A 21,013-nucleotide genomic window follows, 5' to 3' on the forward strand; every position below is an offset into this window, starting at 1 on the left:
TCGGATTTCGTCTCTCGGCGCGCGTCCGGTAGAGTTCTACTCGTTGCGCCGGAGACGGAAGCAACAACAGCAGGACCGGGGTGTGGCGCAGCTTGGTAGCGCGCTTCGTTCGGGACGAAGAGGCCGTGGGTTCAAATCCCGCCACCCCGACCCAGTACAGAGGGCCCGTCAGAGAGATCTGACGGGCCCTCTGCCGTTGTGCCTTCAACGGCGGCGCACGGACCTCGCGCCGTCCCCGCCGCCCTACCGGCCGGCCTCGTCGTCCCGGAACCAGGCCGGGAGGGGCTCGGTCGACTCCCGCCAGGCGCGCGGGATGCCGGCCGTGCCGACCCTGGCCGCGACGATGCCGCCGACGATGGCGCAGGTGGTGTCGACGTCACCGCCCACCGAGGCGCAGGCCCGCAGTGCGCCCTCGTAGTCCGCCGGGTGGGCGGCCGCGCACCACAGGGCGAACGGCACGGTGTCCACGGCGCTCACCTGACGGCCGTTGCCGAGCCGGTGTGCGGCCAGTTCGGCGTACGGCTGGTCGAGCAGGTCCCAGGCCTCCAACACCCCGTCGCGGACCCGGCCCGCGGGAGTGAGCCGGGTGACGGTGCGCAGCAGTTCGCCGCCGCCGATCGGCGCCGTCCGGCCGCGGACCGCGACCGCCGCGGCGACCGCGACGGCGACCGCGCCCGCCACCGCCTCGGGGTGGGTGTGGGTCACCGTGGCCGAGCGGGCGGCCTGCCGGGCCGCGTGTTCGGGGTCGTCGGCGAGCAGGGCGCCGAGCGGCGCCACCCGCATCGCGGCGCCGTTGCCCCAGGAGCCCTGTCCGTCGAACAGTCCGGCGGCCTGCTCGCGCCAGGAGGCGCCCTGCCGGACCAGGCGCAGCAGCCGGTTCATCGCGGGTCCGTAGCCGCGGTCGAAGTCGTGGTGCCGGGCGAAGGACCGTGCGAGCGCCTCCTGGTCCAGCGCCCAGCCCTCGCCCGGCGTCCCGCCTTCGTCCCGCATCCCGCCGTCGTCCCGCGCCCAACCCTCGTCCGGTGCCCCGCCCTCACCCCGCGCCCCGCCCTGATCGAGTGCCCCACCCCGGGCCGATACCCGCAGGACGGAGCAGGCCATCTCGGTGTCGTCGGTCCACGGCCAGGGTGCCGGGGGAAGGCGGTGGGCCCGCAGGACGGGGAGGTGGTCGGGGACGAAGTGCTGGGCGCCGAAGGCATCGCCGACGGCGAGTCCGTTGAGGCTGTCGAGAGCGGCGGCGAACGGGCCGGTGGGGCCGGCGGGTCCGGCGGAGATGGAGGGACGGCCGGAGAGTCCGGCGGGAGAAGTCGGCGAAGTTGGCGGAGTCGGCACAGTCGGCGCAGTCGTGCGGTCGGAGGAAGTCATCGGCCGTCATGGTGCCCCAGTTGCGGCCCGCCGGCGACCGGTTATGCCGCTCGCCCCGGCGGCGCCGCCCGGCGACCCGGCCACGGGCGTGGAACGCTGCGCCGTCCGGTGGGCCCGGGCACCGTCGGGTGTCAGCCGTCCGGGTGGAACGCCCAGCGGGTCGGGGAGCCGGTGAAGTCCTCCTGGAGGAGCCCGAAGACCTCGGTGGGCCGCACCCGGAAGACGGAGTTGACCTCCGGATCGAGGAAGTCGAGGGCGTAGTCGGTGCGGTACTTGGCGTTGAGCGCGGCCAGGAAGGCGCCGATCGCGGCCGGTTCGGTGACAGCCTCGGCCCGGCCTTCCAGGACGACCGGCTCGTGCGGGTTCTCGGTGGCCAGGACGCAGTCGGCGCGGTGGGCCAGGTTGCGGGCCTTGCGGGAGGCCCGGCTGCTGCTGAACCACAGCGCCCGCTCCAGCCAGACGCCCCACACCGGCATGGTGTGCGGCCGCCCGTCGGGCCGGACGGTGGAGAGCCAGTAGTCGTGCGAGCCGGTGAGCTGCCGCTCCGCCCAGGACCAGGGCAGCAGCCCGGTGCCCTCGCCCGCGGGCAGGATTCCGTAGCCGGGCATGTGGGGCCGGTACGCGACCGGGTCGGCCATGGGACCACCTCCGTACGGCGGGCCTGCCGCCACTGGGCACCGTAGCCGGGCGCGCCCCGCCAGGCCTCCCGGGCGCGCCCCGCCGGGCCTCCCGGGCGCACGGCCGTTCACCCCGGGGAACCGCCCGGACACCCTGAGTGGCGGGGTGCCGGGATCGCCCATAGCTTCGATTCGGCGGCCGTGCACCCTGCCGGGCCCCGTCACGCCGCCGCCCAAGGACTCAGCCCAAGGACTCATCCGGACCCCGGGAAGGCAGGTCTCCACCCCATGCCCACGCGACCGATCCACTACTGTGCGGGCCTCTCCGCAGCCCTGATCGCCGGCCTGGGGGCGGCTCCCCCCGCACACGCGGCCACGTGGCACGTGGTGCGGCCGGGCGAGTCGATCCAGCAGGCGGTCGATGCCGCCGCGCCCGGTGACGGCATCCAGCTGATGGCCGGTACCTACCGGGGCAGCGTCGCCGTCGGCACCGCGAACCTGACCATCCGCGGGGTGGGCGAGGCCACGGTCCTCACCCCGGACGAGAGCGGCGCGGCCGCCGCCGGAGCGGCTGCCGCGTGCTCCGCGGCCGGCCACGGGCTGTGCGTCACCGGCTCGGCGGCCGCGCCGGTGTCGGGTGTCCGGATCGAGGCGCTGACCCTGCGCGGGTTCCCGAAGAACGGGCTGAACGCCTCGATGACCGACCGGCTGCGGGTACGCGCCGTCCTCGCCGAGGGCAACGGCCAGCAGGGCATCAGCCAGGAGAAGTCCACCCGGGCGGAGGTGACGGGCAACCAGGCCAGGAACAACGGCCAGGCCGGCATCTTCCTGGCGAACGCCGCCAACGAGGAGGGCGGCGCGATCGACACCGAGGGCGCCCTGATCAGCGGGAACCGGCTGTCCGGCAACCGGATCGGGGTCGTGGTGCGCCGCGCCCGGGAGCTCACCGTCGAGCGCAACGACATCTCCGGGAACTGCGGCGGCGTCTTCGTCGTCGGCGACGAGGGCCTGCCCCGGGCCGGCGCGCTGAGCGTCGCGGACAACTACGTGCACGAGAACAACGCGTACTGCCCGCCCAACCCCCGCCTCGACTTCATCCAGGGCACCGGGATCCTGCTCACCGGCGTGGAGGACACCCGGGTGACCGGCAACCGGGTGGAGGACAACGAGGGCGCCTCGCCGATGTCCGGCGGCATCGTGCTGTTCCGCAGCGTGGTCGGCACCCCGAGCTCCCGGGTCACCGTCGAGGGCAACACCGCGCTGCGCAACGGCCCGGCCGACCTCGCGGACCGCGACACCGGTACGGACAACGCCTTCACCCGCAACACCTGCCGTACCTCCGAGCCCGCCGGCCACTGCTGAACCGCTGCAGACCCCGCCGCAGACCCCGTCGCCGGTCCGCCGTTCCGCCGACCGCCGAAGCCCCGCCGTCCGGCCCCGACCGGCCGGCACCCACCATGAGAGAGCTGGCCCGATGACCACCACCGCACAGCCCCCGACCACCCCGCAGCCCCCGGCCGCCGCCGCCCAACCCGTCTCCCCGCAGGCCGCGATGCGCCTGCGGGAGCTGGTGTTCGGCGCGGCCTGCGCCGCGGCCGTCCGCGCGGCCGCCTCGCTGGGCGTCGCCGACGCGCTCGGCGAGCAGCCCATGACGGTCACCGAACTCGCCGCGGCCGTCAAGGCCGAGCCCCGGCCGCTGCGCCGGCTGCTGCGCGCGCTGTCCTGCTACGGGGTGTTCACCGAGACGGACGACGACCGCTACGCGCACACCGACATGTCCCGCCAGCTGCGGGTGGACGCGCCGAACAGCCTGCACTACATCGCCCTGTGGTGCACCGAACCGTGGACCTGGCAGGCCTGGCCGCGCCTGGACGAGGCGGTGCGCACCGGCCGGAACATCTTCCCGGAGCTCTACGGCAAGGAGTTCTTCGAGTACCTGCACGACGACGCGGGCGACTCGGCCCGGGTGTTCAACAACGCGATGACCAGCTCCAGCCGCCAGTCGGCGGCCGAGCTCGCGGCCTTCCTCGACCTCGACGGGGTCTCCAGCGTCGTCGACATCGGCGGCGGTCAGGGCCACGTGATCGCCAGCCTGCTGGAGAAGCACCCCGGTCTGCACGGCACCCTGCTCGACCTGCCGCAGGTGGTCGCCAACGCCGATGCCCGGCTGCAGCCGGGCGGTTCGCTGGCGGACCGGGCGCGGCTGGTGCCGGGCGACTGCCGGGCCGAGATCCCGGTCCGGGCGGATCTCTACATCATCAAGAACATCCTGGAGTGGGACGACGAGAGCACCCGCCGCACCCTGCGCAACGTGGTCTCCGCCGCCGCTCCCGGCGCCCGGGTGGTGGTGGTCGAGAACCTGGTCGACGACAGCCCGTCGATGCGTTTCACCACCGCGATGGACCTGATGCTGCTGCTCAACGTCGGCGGCGCCAAGCACTCCCGGGAGAGCATGCTCGCGCTGATGACGGAGGCCGGTCTGCAGGTCCGCGACGTACGGCCGGTCAACCCGTACCTGCACGCCTTCGAGAGCACCGTGCCCGCCTGAGCCCCGCCCCTCGTGGATCCGGCCCGTCAGCAGCGCTGACGGGCCGGATCCGTGCTGTCCACGAGGGGCTCAGCCTACGAGGGGTTCAGCGCGCGCCGAGGCCGGACCGGCGCCGGTGCAGCACCACGGCGCTGGCCGTCAGCGCCCCGCCGAGCAGGACGAACGCGGCCGCGCCGGGCTCGGTCCCGAGCTGCGCGGTGCCGCCGCCGCCCGCGTGCACCCCGCCGGTCGGGGCCCGGTGCCCGACCCGCGGCACGGCCTCCTCGCCGATCTCCTCCACCGCCTCCTCCACCGCTCCCTCCGCCGCGCCCACGGCGTCCTCCACGACGTTCTGGCCGGCCTCCCCGGCGGCGTCCGCCTCCTCGGCCGCCGCGGCCTCCGCCGCCCGGCTCGCGGCGGGCTCCTCACCGGCGGCGGCCCTGGCCTGCTTCTCGGCCCAGGTCTGCTGCCCCTCGGGGGTGGCGGCCTTGGCCTGCTTCTCCTCCCAGGTCAGCACCGGGCGGGACTCGTCGGAGTCCTCGGCGAGTGCGGCCGGGGCGGCCAGCAGGGTGGTGGCGGCAAGGGCGGCGCCGGCCAGGACGGTACGGACAGAACGCATGAAGATCTTCCTTTCGGCGGCCCTGACGGTCGGCCGACAGACCGTCAGCCACGGTGACCCGCCGGGGCCTCAACCACCGTCCGTCACCGGGCGGTCACCCGCCACCCGGGTGCTGCGTCAGGGTCACGGCGCCCCGGCGGGGCACCCAGGGCGGCCGGGCGGCCGGGCGGCCGGGCCCGGACATGGCTGGACCCCCCGGGGGACCGGGGGGTCTGCGCGGCGGCCGGGGTCAGGAGGTGCCGGCGCGCTCCCAGCGGTAGAACTCGCGGGCCATCGCGTCCTTCGGCTCACGCCAGGTGGCGGGGTCGTAGGCCTGGACGAAGGCGGTGAGCTGCTGGCTGACGTCCCGGAACTCGGGGTGGCCGGTCAGCTTGGCGACCGAGGGGCCGGGCGGGCGGTCGGCCTCGATCAGGTGCAGGTAGAGGTCGCCGAACTGGAACAGGCTGCGGCTGGTGACCCCGATCAGGTGCGGCAGCTCGCCGCGGTCGGAGGCGGCGAAGACCTCGGCGATCCCGGCGGCCGACTCGGGCTTCATCCGGGCGACGATGAGGGCGCGGTGGGTGCGGTCGGGCTCGCTCATGCCGCACCGACCCGCTTCTCGACCTTCTCGCGGATCAGCTCCATCTGGATCCGGGAGTTGCGGTTGATGTGGTTGGTCATGGCGTCGTCGTCGACCGGCGCGGTGGGCTTCATGGCGAAGTCCTGGATCCAGCGCATCCGGGTGCCGTCGGGCGCCTCGGCGTACTCCCAGCGGATGTCCATGAACTCGAACGGCCCGGGCTCGACCCGGCGCGCCCGGACGGCGAGGCCGTGGCGGTCGGTCTCGCGCTCGGAGACCCAGCTCCACACGGTGCCGTTCTCGTCGGGGTGCATGGTGAGGCGGAAGGTGGTCCGCTGGCCCTCGCGCTCCAGCACCTCGACCGAGGCGTACTCGCTGAACAGCTGCGGCCAGTTCTCCAGGTCGTTGGTGATGTCCCAGACCAGGTCGACCGGGGCGGCGATGAGGATCTCGTTGTCGGTGTGGCCGGGCATGTCAGGCTCCTGTCTTCACGGACGCGTTGACGGCGTCGAGGAACTGCTGCGGGGTCTTGGACATCTCGGCGCCGGGCGCGATCTGGGTCCCGTAGCGGTTCTCCAGCTCGCCGACGATGCCGAGCAGGCCGAGCGAGTCGACGCCGAACTCGTCGAAGGTCGCCTCGGGGTGGCCGATCGCGGCCGGGTCGACGGTGATCCCGGCCCGGCTCTTGATCAGTGCGGCGAGCTCTTCGTGCGTCAGGTGGTGGTCCATCAGGGTGTTCTCCTTGTCTGGGTCGTTCGGGCGGCCGCGGGCCGCGCGCCCGGTCAGGGGCGGCGCAGCACCAGGGCCGCGTTGGAGCCCATCAGTCCGCGGCTGAGCACCAGCGCCGTCCGGAGCTCGGCCGTACGGGCGTAGCCGGTCACCAGGTCGATGTCGTGGACGACGTCGGTGACGTTGGGGGTGGGCGGGACCACGCCCTGTTCCATGGCGAGCACGGCGGCGGCGGCGTCGATCAGCGGCGCGCCGCAGTACGCCCGGCCGGTGCCGGCCTTGGGGGCCGTCACCGGGACCCGGGCCGCGTGCGCGCCGAGAACGTCGGCGATGGCCAGGGCCTCGGCGCGGTCCGCCTCGGGGACGCCGAGCGCGTCCGCGAAGACCACGTCGACCTCGTCGGGGGCGCAGTGCGCCTCCTCGAGTGCGCCGCGGATCGCGTGGGCGAGGCCCTGGCGGGACTCCGCCCAGCGGGAGGCGCCGGTGAAGGTGGCCGCGTGGCCCGCCAGGACGGCCCGGATCCGGGCGCCCCGGCCGCGGGCCGACTCCTCGGCCTCGGCCACGAACATCGCGCCGCCCTCGGCGGGGACGAAGCCGCGGGCGTCGGCACCGAACGGCAGGTAGGCCCGGTCGGGGTCGGCGGCGAGGCTGAGTTCGCGGTACCCGAGCTGGCAGACCATCGAGTAGGGGGCGAGCGGCGCCTCGGCGGCGCCCACCACCACCCGGTCGGTGCCGCGCCGGATGGTGCGCACGGCGTGGGCGAGCGCGTCCAGGCCGCCGGCCTCGTCGCTGGCGACGACGGCGCACGGGCCCTTGAAGCCGCCGCGGATCGAGATCTGGCCGGTGCTGGCGGCGTAGAACCAGGCGATCGACTGGTAGGGGCCGACGAAGTGCGGGCCCTGGCCCCAGAGGTTCTGCAGTTCGCGCTGGCCGAACTCGCCGCCGCCCGAGCCGGCCGCGGTGACCACGCCGACCGCGAACGGGTCCTCGGGAGCGCCGCCCAGCCGGGCGTCGGCCAGGGCCAGGTCGGCCGCCGCCATCGCGTAGTGCGTGAAGCGGTCGGTCTGGACCAGGTAGCGGCCCTCGATGGCGCCCTCGGCGTCGAAGCCGTGCACCTGGCCGGCGATCCGCAGCGGCAGCTTCTCGCAGCCCTCGCGGGTGATCGGCCCGAGGGCGGTGGCGCCCTCCCGGGTGGCCTTCCAGAAGTCGTCGGTGCCCACGCCGTTGGGCGCGATCACCCCGACCCCGGTGATCACCACCCGGCGGCCGTCGCGGTCGGTCGTCATGCCTTCACCCCTTCCCGGCGCAGGACCACCGCGGACTGGAATCCGCCGAAGCCGCTGCCGACCGACAGGACGTTGCGCAGCGGGATCGAGCGGGCGGTCCTCGGCACGTAGTCGAGGTCGCACTCCGGGTCCGGGGTCTCGTAGTTGGCGGTCGGCGGGACGACGCCCTCGGCCAGCGCCAGCGCGCAGGCCACCAGCTCGATGGCGCCGATCGCGCCGAGCGAGTGCCCGACCATCGACTTGATCGAGCTCATCGGGGTCCGGTACGCGTGCTCGCCGAGCGAGCGCTTGACGGCCGCGGTCTCGTGCCGGTCGTTCTGCTTGGTGCCGGAGCCGTGCGCGTTGACGTAGTCGATGTCGTCGCTGTTGACCTTCGCCTGGGCCAGCGCGCTGTCGATCGCCTCGGACATCTCCCGGCCCTCCTGGGTGAGGCCGGTCATGTGGTACGCGTTGCCGAACGTCGCGAAGCCGCCGACCTCGCAGTACACCCGGGCGCCGCGGCGGCGGGCGTGTTCGAGCTCCTCCAGGACCAGGACGGCGCCGCCCTCGCCGAGCACGAAGCCGTCCCGGTTGGCGTCGAACGGCCGGGAGGCGTGCGCCGGGTCGTCGTTGCGCTCGGAGGTCGCGTGGATGGCGTCGAAGCAGGCCACCGTGATCGGCGAGATCGGCGAGTCCGAGGCGCCGGTGACGCAGACGTCGGCCCGGCCGTCCTGGATGGCCTGGAAGGCGTAGCCGACCGCGTCGAGTCCGGAGGTGCAGCCGGTGGAGACGGTCTGCACCGGGCCGCGGGCGCCGGTCTGCTCCGCGACGGCCGAGGCGAGCGTGCTCGGCGCGAACGCCCGGTGCAGGTGCTGCTGGGCCTCGCGGTGGTCCACGTCCCAGCGCGAGCCGCCCGCGCTGACCAGCGCGTAGTCGTGCTCCAGCCGGGTGGTGCCGCCGACCGCGGTGCCCAGGGACACCGCGATCCGCCACGGGTCCTCGGCGGCGAGTTCCAGGCCCGAGTCGCGGACCGCCTCGGCGGCCGCCACCAGGGCGAACTGGACGTAGCGGTCGGCGCGGGCGGTCTGCTCCGCGTCGAGGCCGCAGGCCGCCGGGTCGAAGTCGCACTCGGCGGCGATCCGGGAACGGAATCCCGTGGGGTCGAAGAGGGTGATCCCGCGGGTCGCCGTACGGCCGGCGGTGAGCAGGTCCCAGAAGGCCCGCACGCCCAGCCCACCGGGGGCCACGATGCCGATCCCGGTGACCGCAACCCGCCTCGTCACGAGGTCACCCGGGCGTGTTCCGGCGGAACGGCGCGCGGTGACTGGTGGCTGTGGGTCTCCTCGGTGTCCACGTGGCCGACCTCGGGGCGGGGGGCCAGCGGGCCGAGGTGGAAGACCATCCGGGCCTCGGTGTCGCCGACGTTGCGGAAGCGGTGGCGCATGTTGATCGGGATCATCAGGCCCTGCTCCGGGCGCAGCGGGTGGGCGACCCCGTCGAGGTCCACCTCCAGGTCGCCGCAGACCACGTACACGAACTCCTCGGAGTACGGGTGGTAGTGCTCGCCGATCCGGTCCCCCGGCTGGACGATGGCCAGGCCCATGAACCCGCTGGTGGCGCCCACCGTGGTCGGGGTGAGCATCGCGCGCAGGTCACCGCCGCGTCGCCGGTTCGGCTCGGCCTCGTCGACGTGCACGATCCGTGGGAACTGCGTGGTCATGGTGCTACCTCCAAGATGACTTGCTGGGAAGGCCCCTGGGCGGCGGTCGCCGGCCGGAGCGAGGACGGCCGCTGGGGTTCAGGCGTCCTTCGAGCTGCGGTCGGTGACCAGGTCCATCCGGCACTCGGTGACGAAGCGGGCGATGCCGGCGTTGTCGCCGAGGTCGTGGCCGCCGAGCTCGACCAGCCGGGCGAACAGGCCCGCCGAGCGGTCGCCGGCCACGCCGAGCACCGCGGCCGGTGCGTGCTCCCGGTCCGCCGGCAGGTCGACCACCCGGACCACCACGTCCTCGCGCTGGAACAGCGTGGCCGCCGCGATCACCCCGTCCGGGTCGGCCACCGCCTGCTGGTCCTGCCCGGCCAGCAGGTCGGCCAGCGCCGCGCCGCAGCCGCTGCGCACCGGGTAGATCACCGCGTACCGGGTGACGTCGCCGGGCATCCGCCCGGGGCGGGCGACGTGGTGGACGGCCGGCAGCGCGGCCCGCATGAAGAAGGAGCGCGCCGACTCCGGGTTGTTCAGGTCGCGGGCCTCCTCCAGGTACGGGTTGATGGCCTCCTCGACCGCCCGGACCTCGGGCTGCTGCGCGACGTGGCGCAGCGCCGCCGCCAGGTCGCCGGCCACCTCGACGGCCCGCACCACCCGGTTGCCGCGCATGAACAGCGAGGTGCGCAGCAGGCGGGTGTGGTCGTCCACCCGGGCCTGCGGCGAGCTGTAGCCCGCCAGGATGTCGGCGACGGCCTGCTCGCTGCCGGGCTTCACCTTGAAGGTGAGGGCGTGCCGGACGGTGCCGTCGGTGACCGGCGCCGGACCGTCGAAGGTCTCGTTGCCCGCGGTCTCGCGCATGATGTTGTACCGCAGCGAGCGGGTGTCCCGGACGCAGCCGTGCAGCGGCTTCACCATCTCGCGGTGCGCCTCGCTGTCCACCCAGGCCAGGAACGGCTTCGCGCTCTCCCACTCGCTGGTGATCAGCCACTGCGACGGGTCCTCGATGGACTGGCAGAGCTGGTCGCTGACGTGCCCGGGCACCGCGGCCACCTGGTGGCGCAGCTGCTCGTAGGCGTCCAGGAAGCGCTGCTGGGTGCCGTCCATGATGTCGCAGAACAGCACCACGCGAAGGCGCGAGGCCACCAGGGACCGGGTCTGCGGCACGGATTCGGTCAGGGTCGTCATGTTCCACTTTCTCCTTGAGGGGGCGAGCGGGCACCGGCGGCGGGTGCCGGGTGTGCGGTGCCGCGTCGGCGAGCTGACGCCGTGTTGGACCCGAGGGGCGGCGGGGCCGGGTGGAGCTCCGCGACGAGGGCCTTCGGGTCTGAGGTCGATCGTGGGGTGCCGTCACGGGCGGCGCGAGGGCTGGAAGCCATCCGAGCGAAAACCCGGGACATGACATCCGCTCACCGGGCGTGGAGGGCCGGGCCGCCGGAGTCTGTACCTGGGCTCGCCCTCGTCGGCACCCAGCCGCCGGCAGCCCCGGTGTCCCCCGCAAGGTCCGAAGAGACTGGAGTGATCGATGAATTCGAAGGTCGGCGACCGGGTGCCGGTCCTCATCGTGGGCGGCTCGCTGGTGGGGCTGTCCGCCTCGCTGTTCCTGAGCCGCCTCGGTGTCGGCCACCTGCTGGTCGAGAAGCATTCCGGCACCTCGCACCATCCGCGCGGCCGGGGCAACAACGTCCGGACGATGGAGCTGTTCCGGGCGGCGGGGGTCGAGCAGGCGATCCGCGAGGCCGCCTCGGTGCTGGCCGAGAACCACGGCATCCTGCAGGCCGACACCCTCACCGGGGCCGACCAGGAGTGGCTGTTCAAGGAGATCGACCCCGGCGGCGCGCTCGCCCGTTTCAGCCCGACCGGGTGGTGCCTGTGCAGCCAGAACGACCTGGAGCCGGTGCTGCTGCGCCGGGCCCGGGAGCTCGGCGGTGACCTGCGGTTCGGCACCGAGCTGACGGAGTTCGAGCAGGACGGCGACGGGGTCACCGCCACCTTGAAGGACCGCGCCACCGGTGAGCTGCGGACCGTCCGGGCGGACTACCTGATCGCCGCGGACGGGCCGCGCAGCCCGGTCCGGGAGCGGCTCGGCATCGGCCAGGACGGGCCCGGCGACCTGTTCCACAACGTCTCCATCACCTTCCGGGCCAAGCGGCTGGCGGACGTGGTGGGTGACCGCCGGTTCATCGCCTGCTACCTGACGAACCCGCAGGGCGACGGTGCGCTGCTGCCGGTCGACAACCAGGAGCAGTGGGTCTTCCACGCGCCCTGGCACCCGGAGCACGGCGAGCCGCTGGAGGACTTCACCGACGAGCGCTGCGCCGCGCACATCCGCACCGCCGTCGGCGTCCCCGACCTGGAGCTCGAGATCACCGGGAAGGCCCCCTGGCACGCGGCCGAACGGGTGGCCCGGCGGTACCGGGAGGGCCGGGTCTTCCTGGCCGGGGACTCCGCCCACGAGATGTCCCCGACCGGCGCGTTCGGTTCCAACACCGGGATCCAGGACGCGCACAACCTGGCGTGGAAGCTGGCCGCCGTGCTCGGCGGCTGGGCGGGCCCGCGGCTGCTGGAGACGTACGGCGAGGAGCGGCAGCCGGTGGCCCGGGAGACCGGTTCGCGGGCGTCCGCCCGGTCGGCCGAGCACCGGCACCCGGGGTACGACGCGGTGCCGGGGGCCGGCCGGCAGAAGAACGTGCTGGCCGTGGCGCTCGGGTACCGCTACCCGGTGGGCGCGGTGGTGGGCACCGATCCGCAGCTGTCGGCGGTGCCGGAGAGCTTCGCCTCCACCGGTGAGCCGGGCACCCGGGCGCCGCACCTGTGGGTGCGCCGGGCGGGCGTACGGCTGTCCGTGCTGGACCTGTTCGAGGACTCGATGGTGCTGCTCACCGGGCCGGACGGGGCGGGCTGGAAGGCGGCGGCCGAGCAGCTCGCCGAGCGGCACGGCGTCCCGCTGGCCGCGTACCGGGTCGGGGGCGGCCCGGACCACGAGCTGGCGCCGGAGCCCGGCCGGGACTGGGCCGAGGCGTACGGGACGACGCCGGGCGGCGCGGTGCTGGTGCGCCCCGACGGGTTCGTGGCCTGGCGCTCCCCGGCCGGGGAGCCGGGGGCGGACCAGCTGGAGGTGCTGGACGGCGTGCTGCGGGCGGTGCTGCGGCTGGAGGGCTGACCGGGACGCTCAGCGTCCTTCGCCGGCCGGGCTGCGGTCCTCCTCCCGGGGGGCCGCGGCCCCGGCGCGGGCCCGGCGGGTGTGCGGGCCGAAGGCGTCCGCCAGGGCGACCAGCAGGGCCAGTGCGACGAAGCCCAGCGCCACCAGCAGGCCCTGCTGGAAGGCGCCGGCCCAGTCGCCGCGGTGGGCTTCGGTCCAGGAGAAGAACACCGAGCCGACGGCGGCGATGCCGACCGCCGAGCCGATCCGCTGTGCGGTCTGCAGCACGCCGCCGGCGCTGCCGGCGCGCACCACCGGGACCTCGCTGAGGGTGAGGGTCTGGTTGGGCGAGACGACCAGGCCGCTGCCGACGCCGGCCAGCAGGAGCGGGGCCGCGGCCGCCCAGCCGACGTACCGGCCGGACCAGAGGTGGACGGCGAGGGCCGCGGCGGCGAGTCCGGTCACCACCAGTACCAGGCCGCCGGTGACCAGCGGCCGGCCGTAGCGGTGCACCACCCGGCCGCCGACCGTGGCGGCCACCGCGGAGCCGAGCGCGAACGGGGTGATGGCCAGGCCCGCCAGCAGTGCGCTGTAGTGCTGCCCGTTCTGCAGGTAGAGGCTGAACACGAAGAAGATCGCGGTGAAGCCGGCGAAGTACACCAGCGAGAGCAGCACGCCGAGCGAGTACGAGTGGGCCCGGAACAGGTCCATCCGGACGACCGGTTCGCGGGTGCGGCCGTAGTGCACCTCCCAGCCGGTGAACGCGGCCAGCAGCGCGGCCGCGCCGAGCAGCAGCAGCCACTTGGCGTCGCCCTGCCACTGCTGCTCGACGAACGGCAGGAGCAGCAGCAGCGTGCCGCCGCCGAGCAGCAGGACCCCGACCGGGTCGAAGTGGCGGTGGTGGGCGTCCCCCGGCGCGCGGGGCGGCGCCTTGGGCAGCAGCCGGTAGGCCGCGGGCAGGGCGAGGGCGCCGATCGGCAGGTTGACGTAGAACACCCAGCGCCAGCCCTCGCGGGGGCCGAAGGCCTCGATCAGCAGGCCGCCGAGGAGCGGTCCGATCGCGGTGGAGATGCCGATGGTGGTGCCGAGCATGCCGAACGCCCGGCCGCGTTCCGCGCCGCCGAACAGCTGCTGGATGAAGCCGGAGACCTGCGGTACCAGCAGGCCGCCGGCCAGGCCCTGCAGCAGCCGGGCGGCGACCAGCCAGGTCTCGTTCTGGGCCGCGCCGGCGAACGCGCTGGCGGCGGTGAACAGGGCCAGGCCCGTCATGAAGACCGCGCGCCGGCTGCGGGCGTCGCCGAGCCGGCCGGCCGGGATCAGGACCAGGCCGAACGCGAGCGCGTACCCGGACAGCACCCACTGCAGGCCGCTGTCGGACAGCCGCAGTCCGGTCCGCGCGGAGGGCAGGGCGACGTTGACGATGCTGATGTCGAGCAGCGTCATGGAGCCGGCCACCAGGCACACCGAGAGCGCCTGCCAGCGCCGGTCGGGGGCCTGGGCGCGGTCGTCTTCGGGAGGGGATGTGGTCACGGTGGGCCTTTCGCGGTGCCGCCTGCGGTGGACGCGCTGACGGTCCGTCCGGACCGGCCCCCGCCCGCCGGCCCGGACCTGCCGCCGGGTGCACTCGATCATCGTGGACCGGCCCGGGCGGACCGCCGCGCGCCACGCCGGAGCGGCCGGGACGGCTACGCCCCGCCCGGTGCTGCGTCGAAGGTCCAGGTGAGGACCGTCTGCCCGGTCTCGGGGCGGCCGCCGGCCGCGCGGTAGGCGGCCAGTGCGGCGGGGTTGTCCTCGCCGGTGACCACCCACATCCCGTAGCAGCCGCGTTCGCGGGCCACGGCGGCGAGCGCGGCGACCAGGGCCCTGCCGATGCCCCGGCCGCGGTGGGCGTCGTCTACCCCGAGCTCGTACAGGAACATCTCGGTGCCCTTGTCGGGATGGGTGGTCTCCACGCCGGTGACCATCCCGACCGGCAGGCCGTCCTGGCGGGCGGTCAGCAGGTGGTGGTGCGGGTCGGCGAGGAAGCGCGCGGTGGCGGCGGGCAGCGGCGGCCCGTCGAACAGGTGGGCGGCGGCCTCGACCTCGGCGGGCGTGGTGCAGCGGTGGATCGCCTAGCGGCCGGGCTCGCGCCGCGGGGTCTGCACGTCCGCCGTCCTGACCGGGCGCCGGCGCCCGGTCAGCCCTCCGGGTCGAGGTGCGGCAGGATCCGGTCGAGCCAGCGCGGGGTCCACCAGGCCCAGCGGCCGAGCAGGGTCATCACGGCGGGGACGAGCAGCAGGCGGACCACGGTGGCGTCGATCAGCACGCTGACGGCGAGGCCGAGGCCGAGCATCTTGACGACGATGTTGTCGCTGACGACGAAGGCCACGAAGACCGAGAACATGATCAGCGCCGCGCAGCTGATCACCCGTGCGGTGATCTCCAGCGCGTGGGCCACGCTCTCCTTGCTGTCCTTGGTGCGTTTCCACGCCTCGTGCACCCGGGAGAGCAGGAAGATCTCGTAGTCCATGCTCAGGCCGAAGACGATGGCGAACATCATCATCGGCACGTAGCTCTCGATCGGGACCTTGCCGTTGACGCCCAGTTCCGGGCCGCCCCAGCCCCACTGGAAGACCGCCACCACCACGCCGTACGAGGCGGAGATCGACAGCAGGTTGAGGATGGCGGCCTTGAGCGCGACCAGCGGGCCGCGGAACACCAGCACGATGATCAGGAAGGCGAGGCCGACCACCACCGCGATGATCACCGGCAGTCGGCTGGAGACGATGTCGAGGAAGTCGACCTGGCCCGCGGTGCTGCCGGTGACGTACCCGCTCGCCGGGGTGCCGGTCAGGGCCTGTGGCAGGACGTGGCGTTTGAGCTGGTTGACCACGTCGGTGGTGTTCGCGGCCTGCGGGCGGGTCGAGGAGTAGACCGTGCCGAACAGCACCTGGCCGTTGGAGGTCGGCTGCAACTGGGTGACGCTGGAGGTGCCGGGCAGGCCGGTCAGCGCCTGCTGGACGGTGGCCGACTGCGCGGAGCGGTCCGCGGACGGGACGGCACTCTGGTCGATCACCACGGTCAGCGGGCCGTTGGAGCCGGGCCCGAAGGCGTCGGACATCAGGTCGAAGGCGCGGCGGTCGGTGAAGGTGGTCGGGTCGGCGCCGTCGTCGATGTGCCCGAGCTGGATCGAGAACAGCGGGATGGCCAGGATGCCGATCACCACCACGCCGCCGATCAGGAAGTGCCAGGGCCGGTGCTCGACCCGGCGGGCGTAGCGGTGCCAGAAGCCGTGCGCCTGGTCGGCCGCGGGGTCGGTGCCCTCGGGGGCCGGCGTCGCCTCGGCGACCGGGGTGCGCACCCGGAAGCGGTCGATCCGCGGTCCGATCAGCCCGAGCAGGGCGGGCAGCAGGGTGAGCGCGCCGAGCACCGCGGAGACCACCGTGATGCCGGCGGCGACGCCCAGTTTGGAGATGAAGGTGACGCCGGAGGCGGACAGGCCGGCCAGCGCGACGATCACCGTGCAGCCGGAGACCAGCACCGCGCGGCCGCTGGTGGACACGGCCCGGCCGGCCGAGGAGACCGGGTCCATCCCGTCCATCAGGTCCTGCCGGTGACGGGTGATCAGGAAGAGCGCGTAGTCGATGCCCACGCCAATGCCGATCATGGTCGCCAGGGTCGGTGACACGGTGGCGAAGGTCGAGAGCCTGGCGACCAGGCCGAGGCAGGCCAGTCCGACGATCGCCCCGATCAGGGCGGTGACCAGGGGCAGTCCGGCGGCGATCACGCTGCCGAAGCCGATCAGCAGGACCAGGATCGCGACCCCGAAGCCGATCGCCTCGCTGGTCCGGTCGTCGGCGGCCGGCCGGGCCAGTTCGCCCAGCGCCCCGCCGTACTCCACGTCCACCCCGGCCGCCCGCAGCGGGGCGACGGCCGAGTCCACGCCGTCCAGGTAGGAGTCCTCGAAGGTGCTGGGGTTGGAGTCGAAGCGGACCGTGATGTAGCCGGTCTGCCCGTTGGCGGAGAGCGGGCCGGTGGGCAGCGAGGGCACGCCGAGCGGGCTCTGCACGGAGGTCACGTGCGGGAGCTGCTGGAGTGCGGTGACGGTCTGGCCGATCTGGCCGGAGAAGGCGCCGAGCCCCTGGGTGTCGTTCATGACCACGGGTGAGCTGTAGCCGCCGATGTTGGGATCGTTGTCCTGGAGGACGGCCTGGCCCTTGCTGGACTGCGAGCCGGGGAGGGCGAAGTCGTCGGAGTAGTCGCCGCCCCAGAGCCGGTTGACCGCCTGCAGGCCGCCGAGGGCCACCAGCCAGATCAGGATCACGATCACCCAGTGCCGGGCGCACCAGGCGCCGAGGCGCCAGAGCGCGCCGGGACCGGTGGCGGCCGGCTCCGCCGGGGTGGACGGCTGCTTCGGCACGGACATGCGCTCTCCCGGAGGGCTTCTGACGCTCGGCCGGACAGGCGGCGGTCATCTTGGTCGGTTTTCTGACGATACGTACCGTCCGGGGTGCCGTCCGTGCCGACACACACCGCCGGACGGGTGGCCGGTGGCGCCGCGGACGGACCGTCAGATGCCGAGCAGTTCGGCCCGGGAGGCCGCGTGCTCCAGCAGCCGGTGGACGTCGGCCTGGGTGGTGGAGGCGGCGTCGTTGTACGCGTCGGGCGAGCCGACCGGCCGTCCGGTGGCGTGCAGCACCTCCATCACCTGGGCCCGGCCCCGGCGGGCGGTGTACGGGGTGCCGTAGCCGTGCGCGAGGACTGCGGACTGGGCGCCGAGCAGGCAGACCCGGCCCTGGCAGTCCCACATCGCGCCCTGCAGCCAGCCGTGGGCGGTCAGGTAGCGGGAGGTCAGCCGCAGGTGCCCGGCGACCGTCACCTCGACCGGGCGGGCCGGACGGCGGGCCAGCCGGTCCGCCAGGGTGCGGCGGGGCAGCGGGTACCCGGCGTTCCAGGGCTGCGCGACGCTGCCGAGCGGGCAGACGTACGGGAGCTGCGGACGGGCGGCGGCGGGCAGCGTGGCCAGGTACGCCTCGACCTCGGCGACCAGGCCGGACGCCTCCGGGGTGAGCGTCAGGCGGTCTCGGCTCAGCAGGGTGACGGGCATGTGCGCGCTCCATTTGTCCGGGTCTGTCCGGATTCATTGATAACCCGGGTCGGAACCGGCGGCGCGTCAGGCGGGCCGCCGCCGCGTGTTGGGCCGTCCCCGCGCGTTCCGCTACCCGCCGCCGATCGGGTTGGATGGGGACATGAGCGAGGAGACGAGCGCCGCACCGGCGTGGGAGCAGCGGTTCCGGGCGGCGCGGGTGTCACTGCCGGACTGGGCCGAGGACGCCCCCGAACGCGCGCTGTACGTGTCGAACGCCACCGGCACCTTCGAGGTGTACGCCTGGGACCGGACGACCGACAGCCACCGCCGCGCGACCGGCCGCCCGAACGGCACCACCGACGCCGAACTGAGCCCGGACGGCGAGTGGATCTGGTGGTTCGACGACACCGACGGCGACGAGCTCGGCGTCTGGCGCCGCCAGCCGTTCGCCGGCGGCCCGGACGAGGAGTGCGTGCCGGGCGTGCCCGCCGCGTACTCCACCGGTCTCGCCCTCGGCCGGGACGGCACGGTGGTGATCGGCACCTCCCGGGAGGAGGACGGCACCGCCCTGCACCTGCGGCGGCCGGGCGCCGCGAAGGCCGAGATCATCTACCGGCACGAGGAGTACGGCGGCATCGGCGACCTCTCCTACGACGGCTCGCTGCTGGCCGTCGAGCACACCGAGCACGGCGACGCCATGCACGCCGCGCTGCGGGTGATCCGCACCGCGGACGGCTCCACCGTCGCCGAGCTGGACGAGGTCACCGGCCGCCCGGACCCGCGCGGGCTGGTCTGCCTCGGTTTCGCCCCCGCCGACGGCGACACCCGGATGCTGATCGCCCACCAGCGCCGCGGCCGCTGGGAGCCGGCCGTCCACGACCTGGCCACCGGCACCGAGACGGCCCTGGAGCTGCGCGACGAGCAGGGCCGGGAGTTCCCCGGCGACCTGTCCGCGCAGTGGCGCCCCGGCGCCGCGAGCCTGCTGATCGAGCACGAGTACGAGGCCCGCAGCGAGCTGTTCTCGTACGAGCTGGCGAGCGGCGCGCTCACCCGGCTGGACACCCCGCGCGGGACCGTCGCCGGGGCCACCGCCCGGCCGGACGGCACGGTGGAGTTCCTGTGGTCCTCGGCGGCCGAGCCGCCGGTGGTGCGCTCCACCTCCGGCGCGGTCGTGCTGCGGGCCCCCGGCCCGGTGCCGCCGGGCTCGGTGCCGGCCGAGGACGTCTGGGTCGACGGCCCGGGCGGCCGGGTGCACGCACTGGTCCAGCGCCCGGCGGGGACGGGACCGTTCCCGACCGTCTTCGAGGTGCACGGCGGCCCGACCCACCACGACAGCGACTCCTTCGCCGCCGGTCCGGCCGCCTGGCTGGACCACGGCTTCGCGGTGGTCCGGGTCAACTACCGCGGCTCCACCGGCTACGGCCAGGCCTGGACGGACGCGCTGCGCGAGCGGGTCGGCCTGATCGAGCTGGAGGACATCGGCGCCGTCCGCGAGTGGGCGGTCTCCTCCGGTCTCGCCGACCCCGCCCGGCTGGTGCTCTCCGGCGGATCGTGGGGCGGCTACCTGACGCTGCTGGGCCTCGGCGTGCAGCCCGAGCACTGGACCCTCGGCCTGGCCGCCGTCCCCGTCGCGGACTACCTGACCGCGTACGCCGACGAGATGGAGGCGCTGAAGTCCCTGGACCGCACGCTCTTCGGCGGGACCCCCGAGGAGGTCCCCGAGCGGTGGCGGGCCTCCTCGCCGCTGACCTACGTCGACGAGGTCCGGGCGCCGGTCTACATCAGCGCCGGGGTCAACGACCCGCGCTGCCCGATCCGGCAGATCGACAACTACGTGCGGCGGCTCACCGAGCTGGGCAAGGTGCACGAGGTGTACCGGTTCGACGCCGGCCACGGCTCGCTGGTGGTGGAGGAGCGGATCAGGCAGCTCCGGCTGGAGATCGACTTCGTCCGCCGCCACCTCGGGGACGCCGGGTGAACCGGCCCGCCCGCCGGTCGGCGGCGGCCGCCTCGGCCGCGGTGCTCACCCTGCTGCTGACCGCGAGCGGATGCGCGTCCTCGGACGACTACGACTGCGTGCAGGCGCTCGGGGCGCCGGCCCAGGTACTGGGCAAGAGCAGCGGCGGCAAGAGCAGCAGCGGCGGCAGCAAGAGCTCGGGCGGCAGCTCGTCGAAGTCGTCGAAGTCGAAGTCCACGTCGAAGAGCAGCCGGACGGTGCACCATCACACCACCTCGCGCTCCGGCGACGACGATGACGACTGCGGGCCGGCACCGACGCCCTTGCCGAGCCGGTAGCCGGTGCCGGTAGCCGGGGGCCGGTAGCCGGTGGCCGGGGATCCTTCCGGTGGCCGGACGTCCGCTACCGGACCGGGTCCGGGACCGGGTCCAGACCGAGGGCCCGGTCCTGGGCGGCCTCCGCCTCGCGGCGGACCAGGCGGAACCACATGAAGACCACGAAGCCCGCGAAGACGAACCACTCCAGGGTGTAGCCGAGGTTCTGGAACGCCCGCAGGCTCAGCCCGTCGCCGCCCTGCGGCTGCACCGTCGGCACGGCCGTCAGCCCGGCCGGCGCGTCGTCGGCGGCCACCCAGCCGTCGTACACCGCGTAGGGCAGCACATTGACCAGGGTGGCCGGGCTGATGGTGCCGAGCTGCCCGGCGGGCAGGCCGCCCGCCACCGCACCGCCGCTGCCGGCGTTCTCCGGCGCCTGCAGGCGGCCGGTCACGCTGACCGTCCCGGCCGGCGGCGGCGGGACCGCCCCCGGCGTGCCGGCCGCCCAGCCGCGGACCACGGCGACGGCGCGGCCGTCCGCGGTCCGCAGCGGGGTGAGCACGTAGTACCCGGTGCGGCCGTCGACGGCCCGGCCCGGGACCAGGAGCTGACGCCCGGCGTCGTAGTCGCCGGTGGCGGTGACCTCGCGGCCGACCGTGTCGCTGCCCACCTTGGCCTGCGGCCCGTCCAGCACCGAACCGAGCGGGGTCGCCGGGCCGCCCGCCGTACCGGGGGCGGCGGCCGAGGCGCGGTGGGTGCCGAGCCGGTCCTCGAACCGCCCGAGCTGCCAGGAACCGAGCAGCACGCAGACCACGATGGCGACCAGGCCGAGGGCGGTGCCGCCGAGCCAGCGCGGGGTCAGGAGAAACCGGTACACACCCCCCACGGTAACCAGTCCTCACGCCCTCCCGGCCGCCGGGTCGGGCCCGGGGCGGGGCGGGAAGGCTCCGCCCACCCGTACGGGAAGGCAGGCAGGGATCGGACGGCGCTGCAGGCGGGCCGGGAGCCGCGGACACGGACGGCGGTCCGGGACGGAGGCCGGGGACGGCGATCGGGAGCCGAGGCCGGGGGCGGGTGCCCCGGCCGCGGGGCGGTCGGCGAGCGCTGCGGCCGGGCCCGGTCGGCAGTCGGACCGGGCCGCGCGGACGC

20 protein-coding genes and 1 tRNA gene are annotated in these 21,013 nt (G+C 74.6%); 6 read left to right on the forward strand and 15 right to left on the reverse strand.

Annotated elements, in window-relative coordinates; translation table 11 throughout:
* Positions 1-76: 76 nt before the first annotated feature.
* Positions 77-150 (forward strand) — tRNA-Pro (locus AC2TEW_RS00325).
* A 93-nt stretch (positions 151-243) separates the two neighbouring features.
* Here AC2TEW_RS00325 and AC2TEW_RS00330 read toward each other — a convergent pair.
* Both AC2TEW_RS00330 and AC2TEW_RS00335 read right to left on the reverse strand, forming a co-directional pair.
* The gene (locus AC2TEW_RS00330; RefSeq protein ID WP_484621230.1) at positions 244-1,365 is read right to left on the reverse strand and encodes an ADP-ribosylglycohydrolase family protein; all 1,122 of its coding nucleotides are present in this window, start codon (positions 1,363-1,365) and stop codon (positions 244-246) included.
* Positions 1,366-1,496: 131 nt separating this feature from the next.
* Positions 1,497-2,003, reverse strand: a complete 507-nt coding sequence (locus AC2TEW_RS00335; protein WP_484621231.1) for a pyridoxamine 5'-phosphate oxidase family protein — start codon at positions 2,001-2,003, stop codon at positions 1,497-1,499.
* Positions 2,004-2,270: 267 nt separating this feature from the next.
* Between AC2TEW_RS00335 and AC2TEW_RS00340 the strand changes: the two genes are divergently transcribed.
* Positions 2,271-3,344: a right-handed parallel beta-helix repeat-containing protein gene (locus AC2TEW_RS00340; protein ID WP_484621232.1), complete on the forward strand. Its 1,074-nt coding sequence runs from the start codon at positions 2,271-2,273 to the stop codon at positions 3,342-3,344.
* A gap of 112 nt (positions 3,345-3,456) precedes the next feature.
* Positions 3,457-4,530 carry a methyltransferase gene (locus AC2TEW_RS00345; protein ID WP_484621233.1) on the forward strand — a complete coding sequence of 358 codons (1,074 nt, stop codon included), beginning with the start codon at positions 3,457-3,459 and terminating at the stop codon, positions 4,528-4,530.
* An 85-nt stretch (positions 4,531-4,615) separates the two neighbouring features.
* Here AC2TEW_RS00345 and AC2TEW_RS00350 read toward each other — a convergent pair whose 3' ends face one another.
* The 8 genes from AC2TEW_RS00350 to AC2TEW_RS00385 form a co-directional block, all read right to left on the reverse strand.
* Entirely contained in the window at positions 4,616-5,128 is a 513-nt protein-coding gene (locus tag AC2TEW_RS00350; RefSeq protein ID WP_484621234.1) for a hypothetical protein, read from the reverse strand.
* A gap of 229 nt (positions 5,129-5,357) precedes the next feature.
* Positions 5,358-5,708: a TcmI family type II polyketide cyclase gene (locus AC2TEW_RS00355; RefSeq protein WP_484621235.1), complete on the reverse strand. Its 351-nt coding sequence runs from the start codon at positions 5,706-5,708 to the stop codon at positions 5,358-5,360.
* Entirely contained in the window at positions 5,705-6,160 is a 456-nt protein-coding gene (locus tag AC2TEW_RS00360; protein ID WP_033817607.1) for an SRPBCC family protein, read from the reverse strand. Before AC2TEW_RS00360 ends, AC2TEW_RS00355 begins: the two co-directional genes overlap by 4 nt.
* Before the next feature lies 1 nt (position 6,161).
* A complete protein-coding gene (locus tag AC2TEW_RS00365; protein WP_033817608.1) occupies positions 6,162-6,416 on the reverse strand; it encodes an acyl carrier protein in 255 nt (84 codons plus the stop codon).
* A gap of 53 nt (positions 6,417-6,469) precedes the next feature.
* Complete coding sequence (locus AC2TEW_RS00370; RefSeq protein ID WP_484621236.1) at positions 6,470-7,702, reverse strand: beta-ketoacyl synthase N-terminal-like domain-containing protein; 1,233 nt, start codon at positions 7,700-7,702, stop codon at positions 6,470-6,472.
* Complete coding sequence (locus AC2TEW_RS00375; protein ID WP_033817610.1) at positions 7,699-8,964, reverse strand: beta-ketoacyl-[acyl-carrier-protein] synthase family protein; 1,266 nt, start codon at positions 8,962-8,964, stop codon at positions 7,699-7,701. The genes AC2TEW_RS00370 and AC2TEW_RS00375 overlap by 4 nt, the downstream gene beginning before the upstream one ends.
* Positions 8,961-9,401, reverse strand: a complete 441-nt coding sequence (locus AC2TEW_RS00380) for a cupin domain-containing protein (RefSeq protein WP_033817611.1) — start codon at positions 9,399-9,401, stop codon at positions 8,961-8,963. The genes AC2TEW_RS00375 and AC2TEW_RS00380 overlap by 4 nt, the downstream gene beginning before the upstream one ends.
* Before the next feature lie 78 nt (positions 9,402-9,479).
* Positions 9,480-10,571, reverse strand: a complete 1,092-nt coding sequence (locus tag AC2TEW_RS00385; protein WP_484621237.1) for a SchA/CurD-like domain-containing protein — start codon at positions 10,569-10,571, stop codon at positions 9,480-9,482.
* Positions 10,572-10,908: 337 nt separating this feature from the next.
* Here AC2TEW_RS00385 and AC2TEW_RS00390 point away from each other — a divergent pair, with 337 nt between their 5' ends.
* Positions 10,909-12,546 carry an FAD-dependent oxidoreductase gene (locus AC2TEW_RS00390; RefSeq protein ID WP_484621238.1) on the forward strand — a complete coding sequence of 546 codons (1,638 nt, stop codon included), beginning with the start codon at positions 10,909-10,911 and terminating at the stop codon, positions 12,544-12,546.
* A 9-nt stretch (positions 12,547-12,555) separates the two neighbouring features.
* Here the strand turns inward: AC2TEW_RS00390 and AC2TEW_RS00395 are convergent, their stop codons facing one another.
* The 4 genes from AC2TEW_RS00395 to AC2TEW_RS00410 all read right to left on the reverse strand — a co-directional run bounded on the left by AC2TEW_RS00395 (position 12,556) and on the right by AC2TEW_RS00410 (position 17,611).
* Positions 12,556-14,055 (reverse strand): MFS transporter, encoded by a 1,500-nt coding sequence (locus AC2TEW_RS00395; protein ID WP_484621239.1) that lies wholly within the window; start codon positions 14,053-14,055, stop codon positions 12,556-12,558.
* Positions 14,056-14,210: 155 nt separating this feature from the next.
* Positions 14,211-14,633 (reverse strand): GNAT family N-acetyltransferase, encoded by a 423-nt coding sequence (locus AC2TEW_RS00400; protein WP_484621618.1) that lies wholly within the window; start codon positions 14,631-14,633, stop codon positions 14,211-14,213.
* A gap of 68 nt (positions 14,634-14,701) precedes the next feature.
* Positions 14,702-16,930 (reverse strand): MMPL family transporter, encoded by a 2,229-nt coding sequence (locus tag AC2TEW_RS00405; protein WP_484621240.1) that lies wholly within the window; start codon positions 16,928-16,930, stop codon positions 14,702-14,704.
* 144 nt (positions 16,931-17,074) lie between these two features.
* On the reverse strand, positions 17,075-17,611 hold the full coding sequence (locus tag AC2TEW_RS00410) for a DUF6197 family protein (protein WP_484621241.1): 537 nt from the start codon (positions 17,609-17,611) through the stop codon (positions 17,075-17,077).
* A 142-nt stretch (positions 17,612-17,753) separates the two neighbouring features.
* On the opposite strand from AC2TEW_RS00410, the gene AC2TEW_RS00415 reads away from it, so the two are divergent.
* Together AC2TEW_RS00415 and AC2TEW_RS00420 are read left to right on the forward strand one after the other, a co-directional pair.
* Entirely contained in the window at positions 17,754-19,571 is a 1,818-nt protein-coding gene (locus tag AC2TEW_RS00415; RefSeq protein ID WP_484621242.1) for a S9 family peptidase, read from the forward strand.
* Positions 19,568-19,888, forward strand: a complete 321-nt coding sequence (locus AC2TEW_RS00420; RefSeq protein ID WP_484621243.1) for a hypothetical protein — start codon at positions 19,568-19,570, stop codon at positions 19,886-19,888. Before AC2TEW_RS00415 ends, AC2TEW_RS00420 begins: the two co-directional genes overlap by 4 nt.
* Before the next feature lie 64 nt (positions 19,889-19,952).
* On the opposite strand, the gene AC2TEW_RS00425 is transcribed toward AC2TEW_RS00420, so the two are convergent.
* A complete protein-coding gene (locus AC2TEW_RS00425) occupies positions 19,953-20,741 on the reverse strand; it encodes an SURF1 family protein (protein WP_484621244.1) in 789 nt (262 codons plus the stop codon).
* Between the last annotated feature and the right edge of the window lie 272 nt (positions 20,742-21,013).

The sequence above is a fragment of the Kitasatospora sp. NEAU-CNBT7 genome (assembly GCF_057220535.1).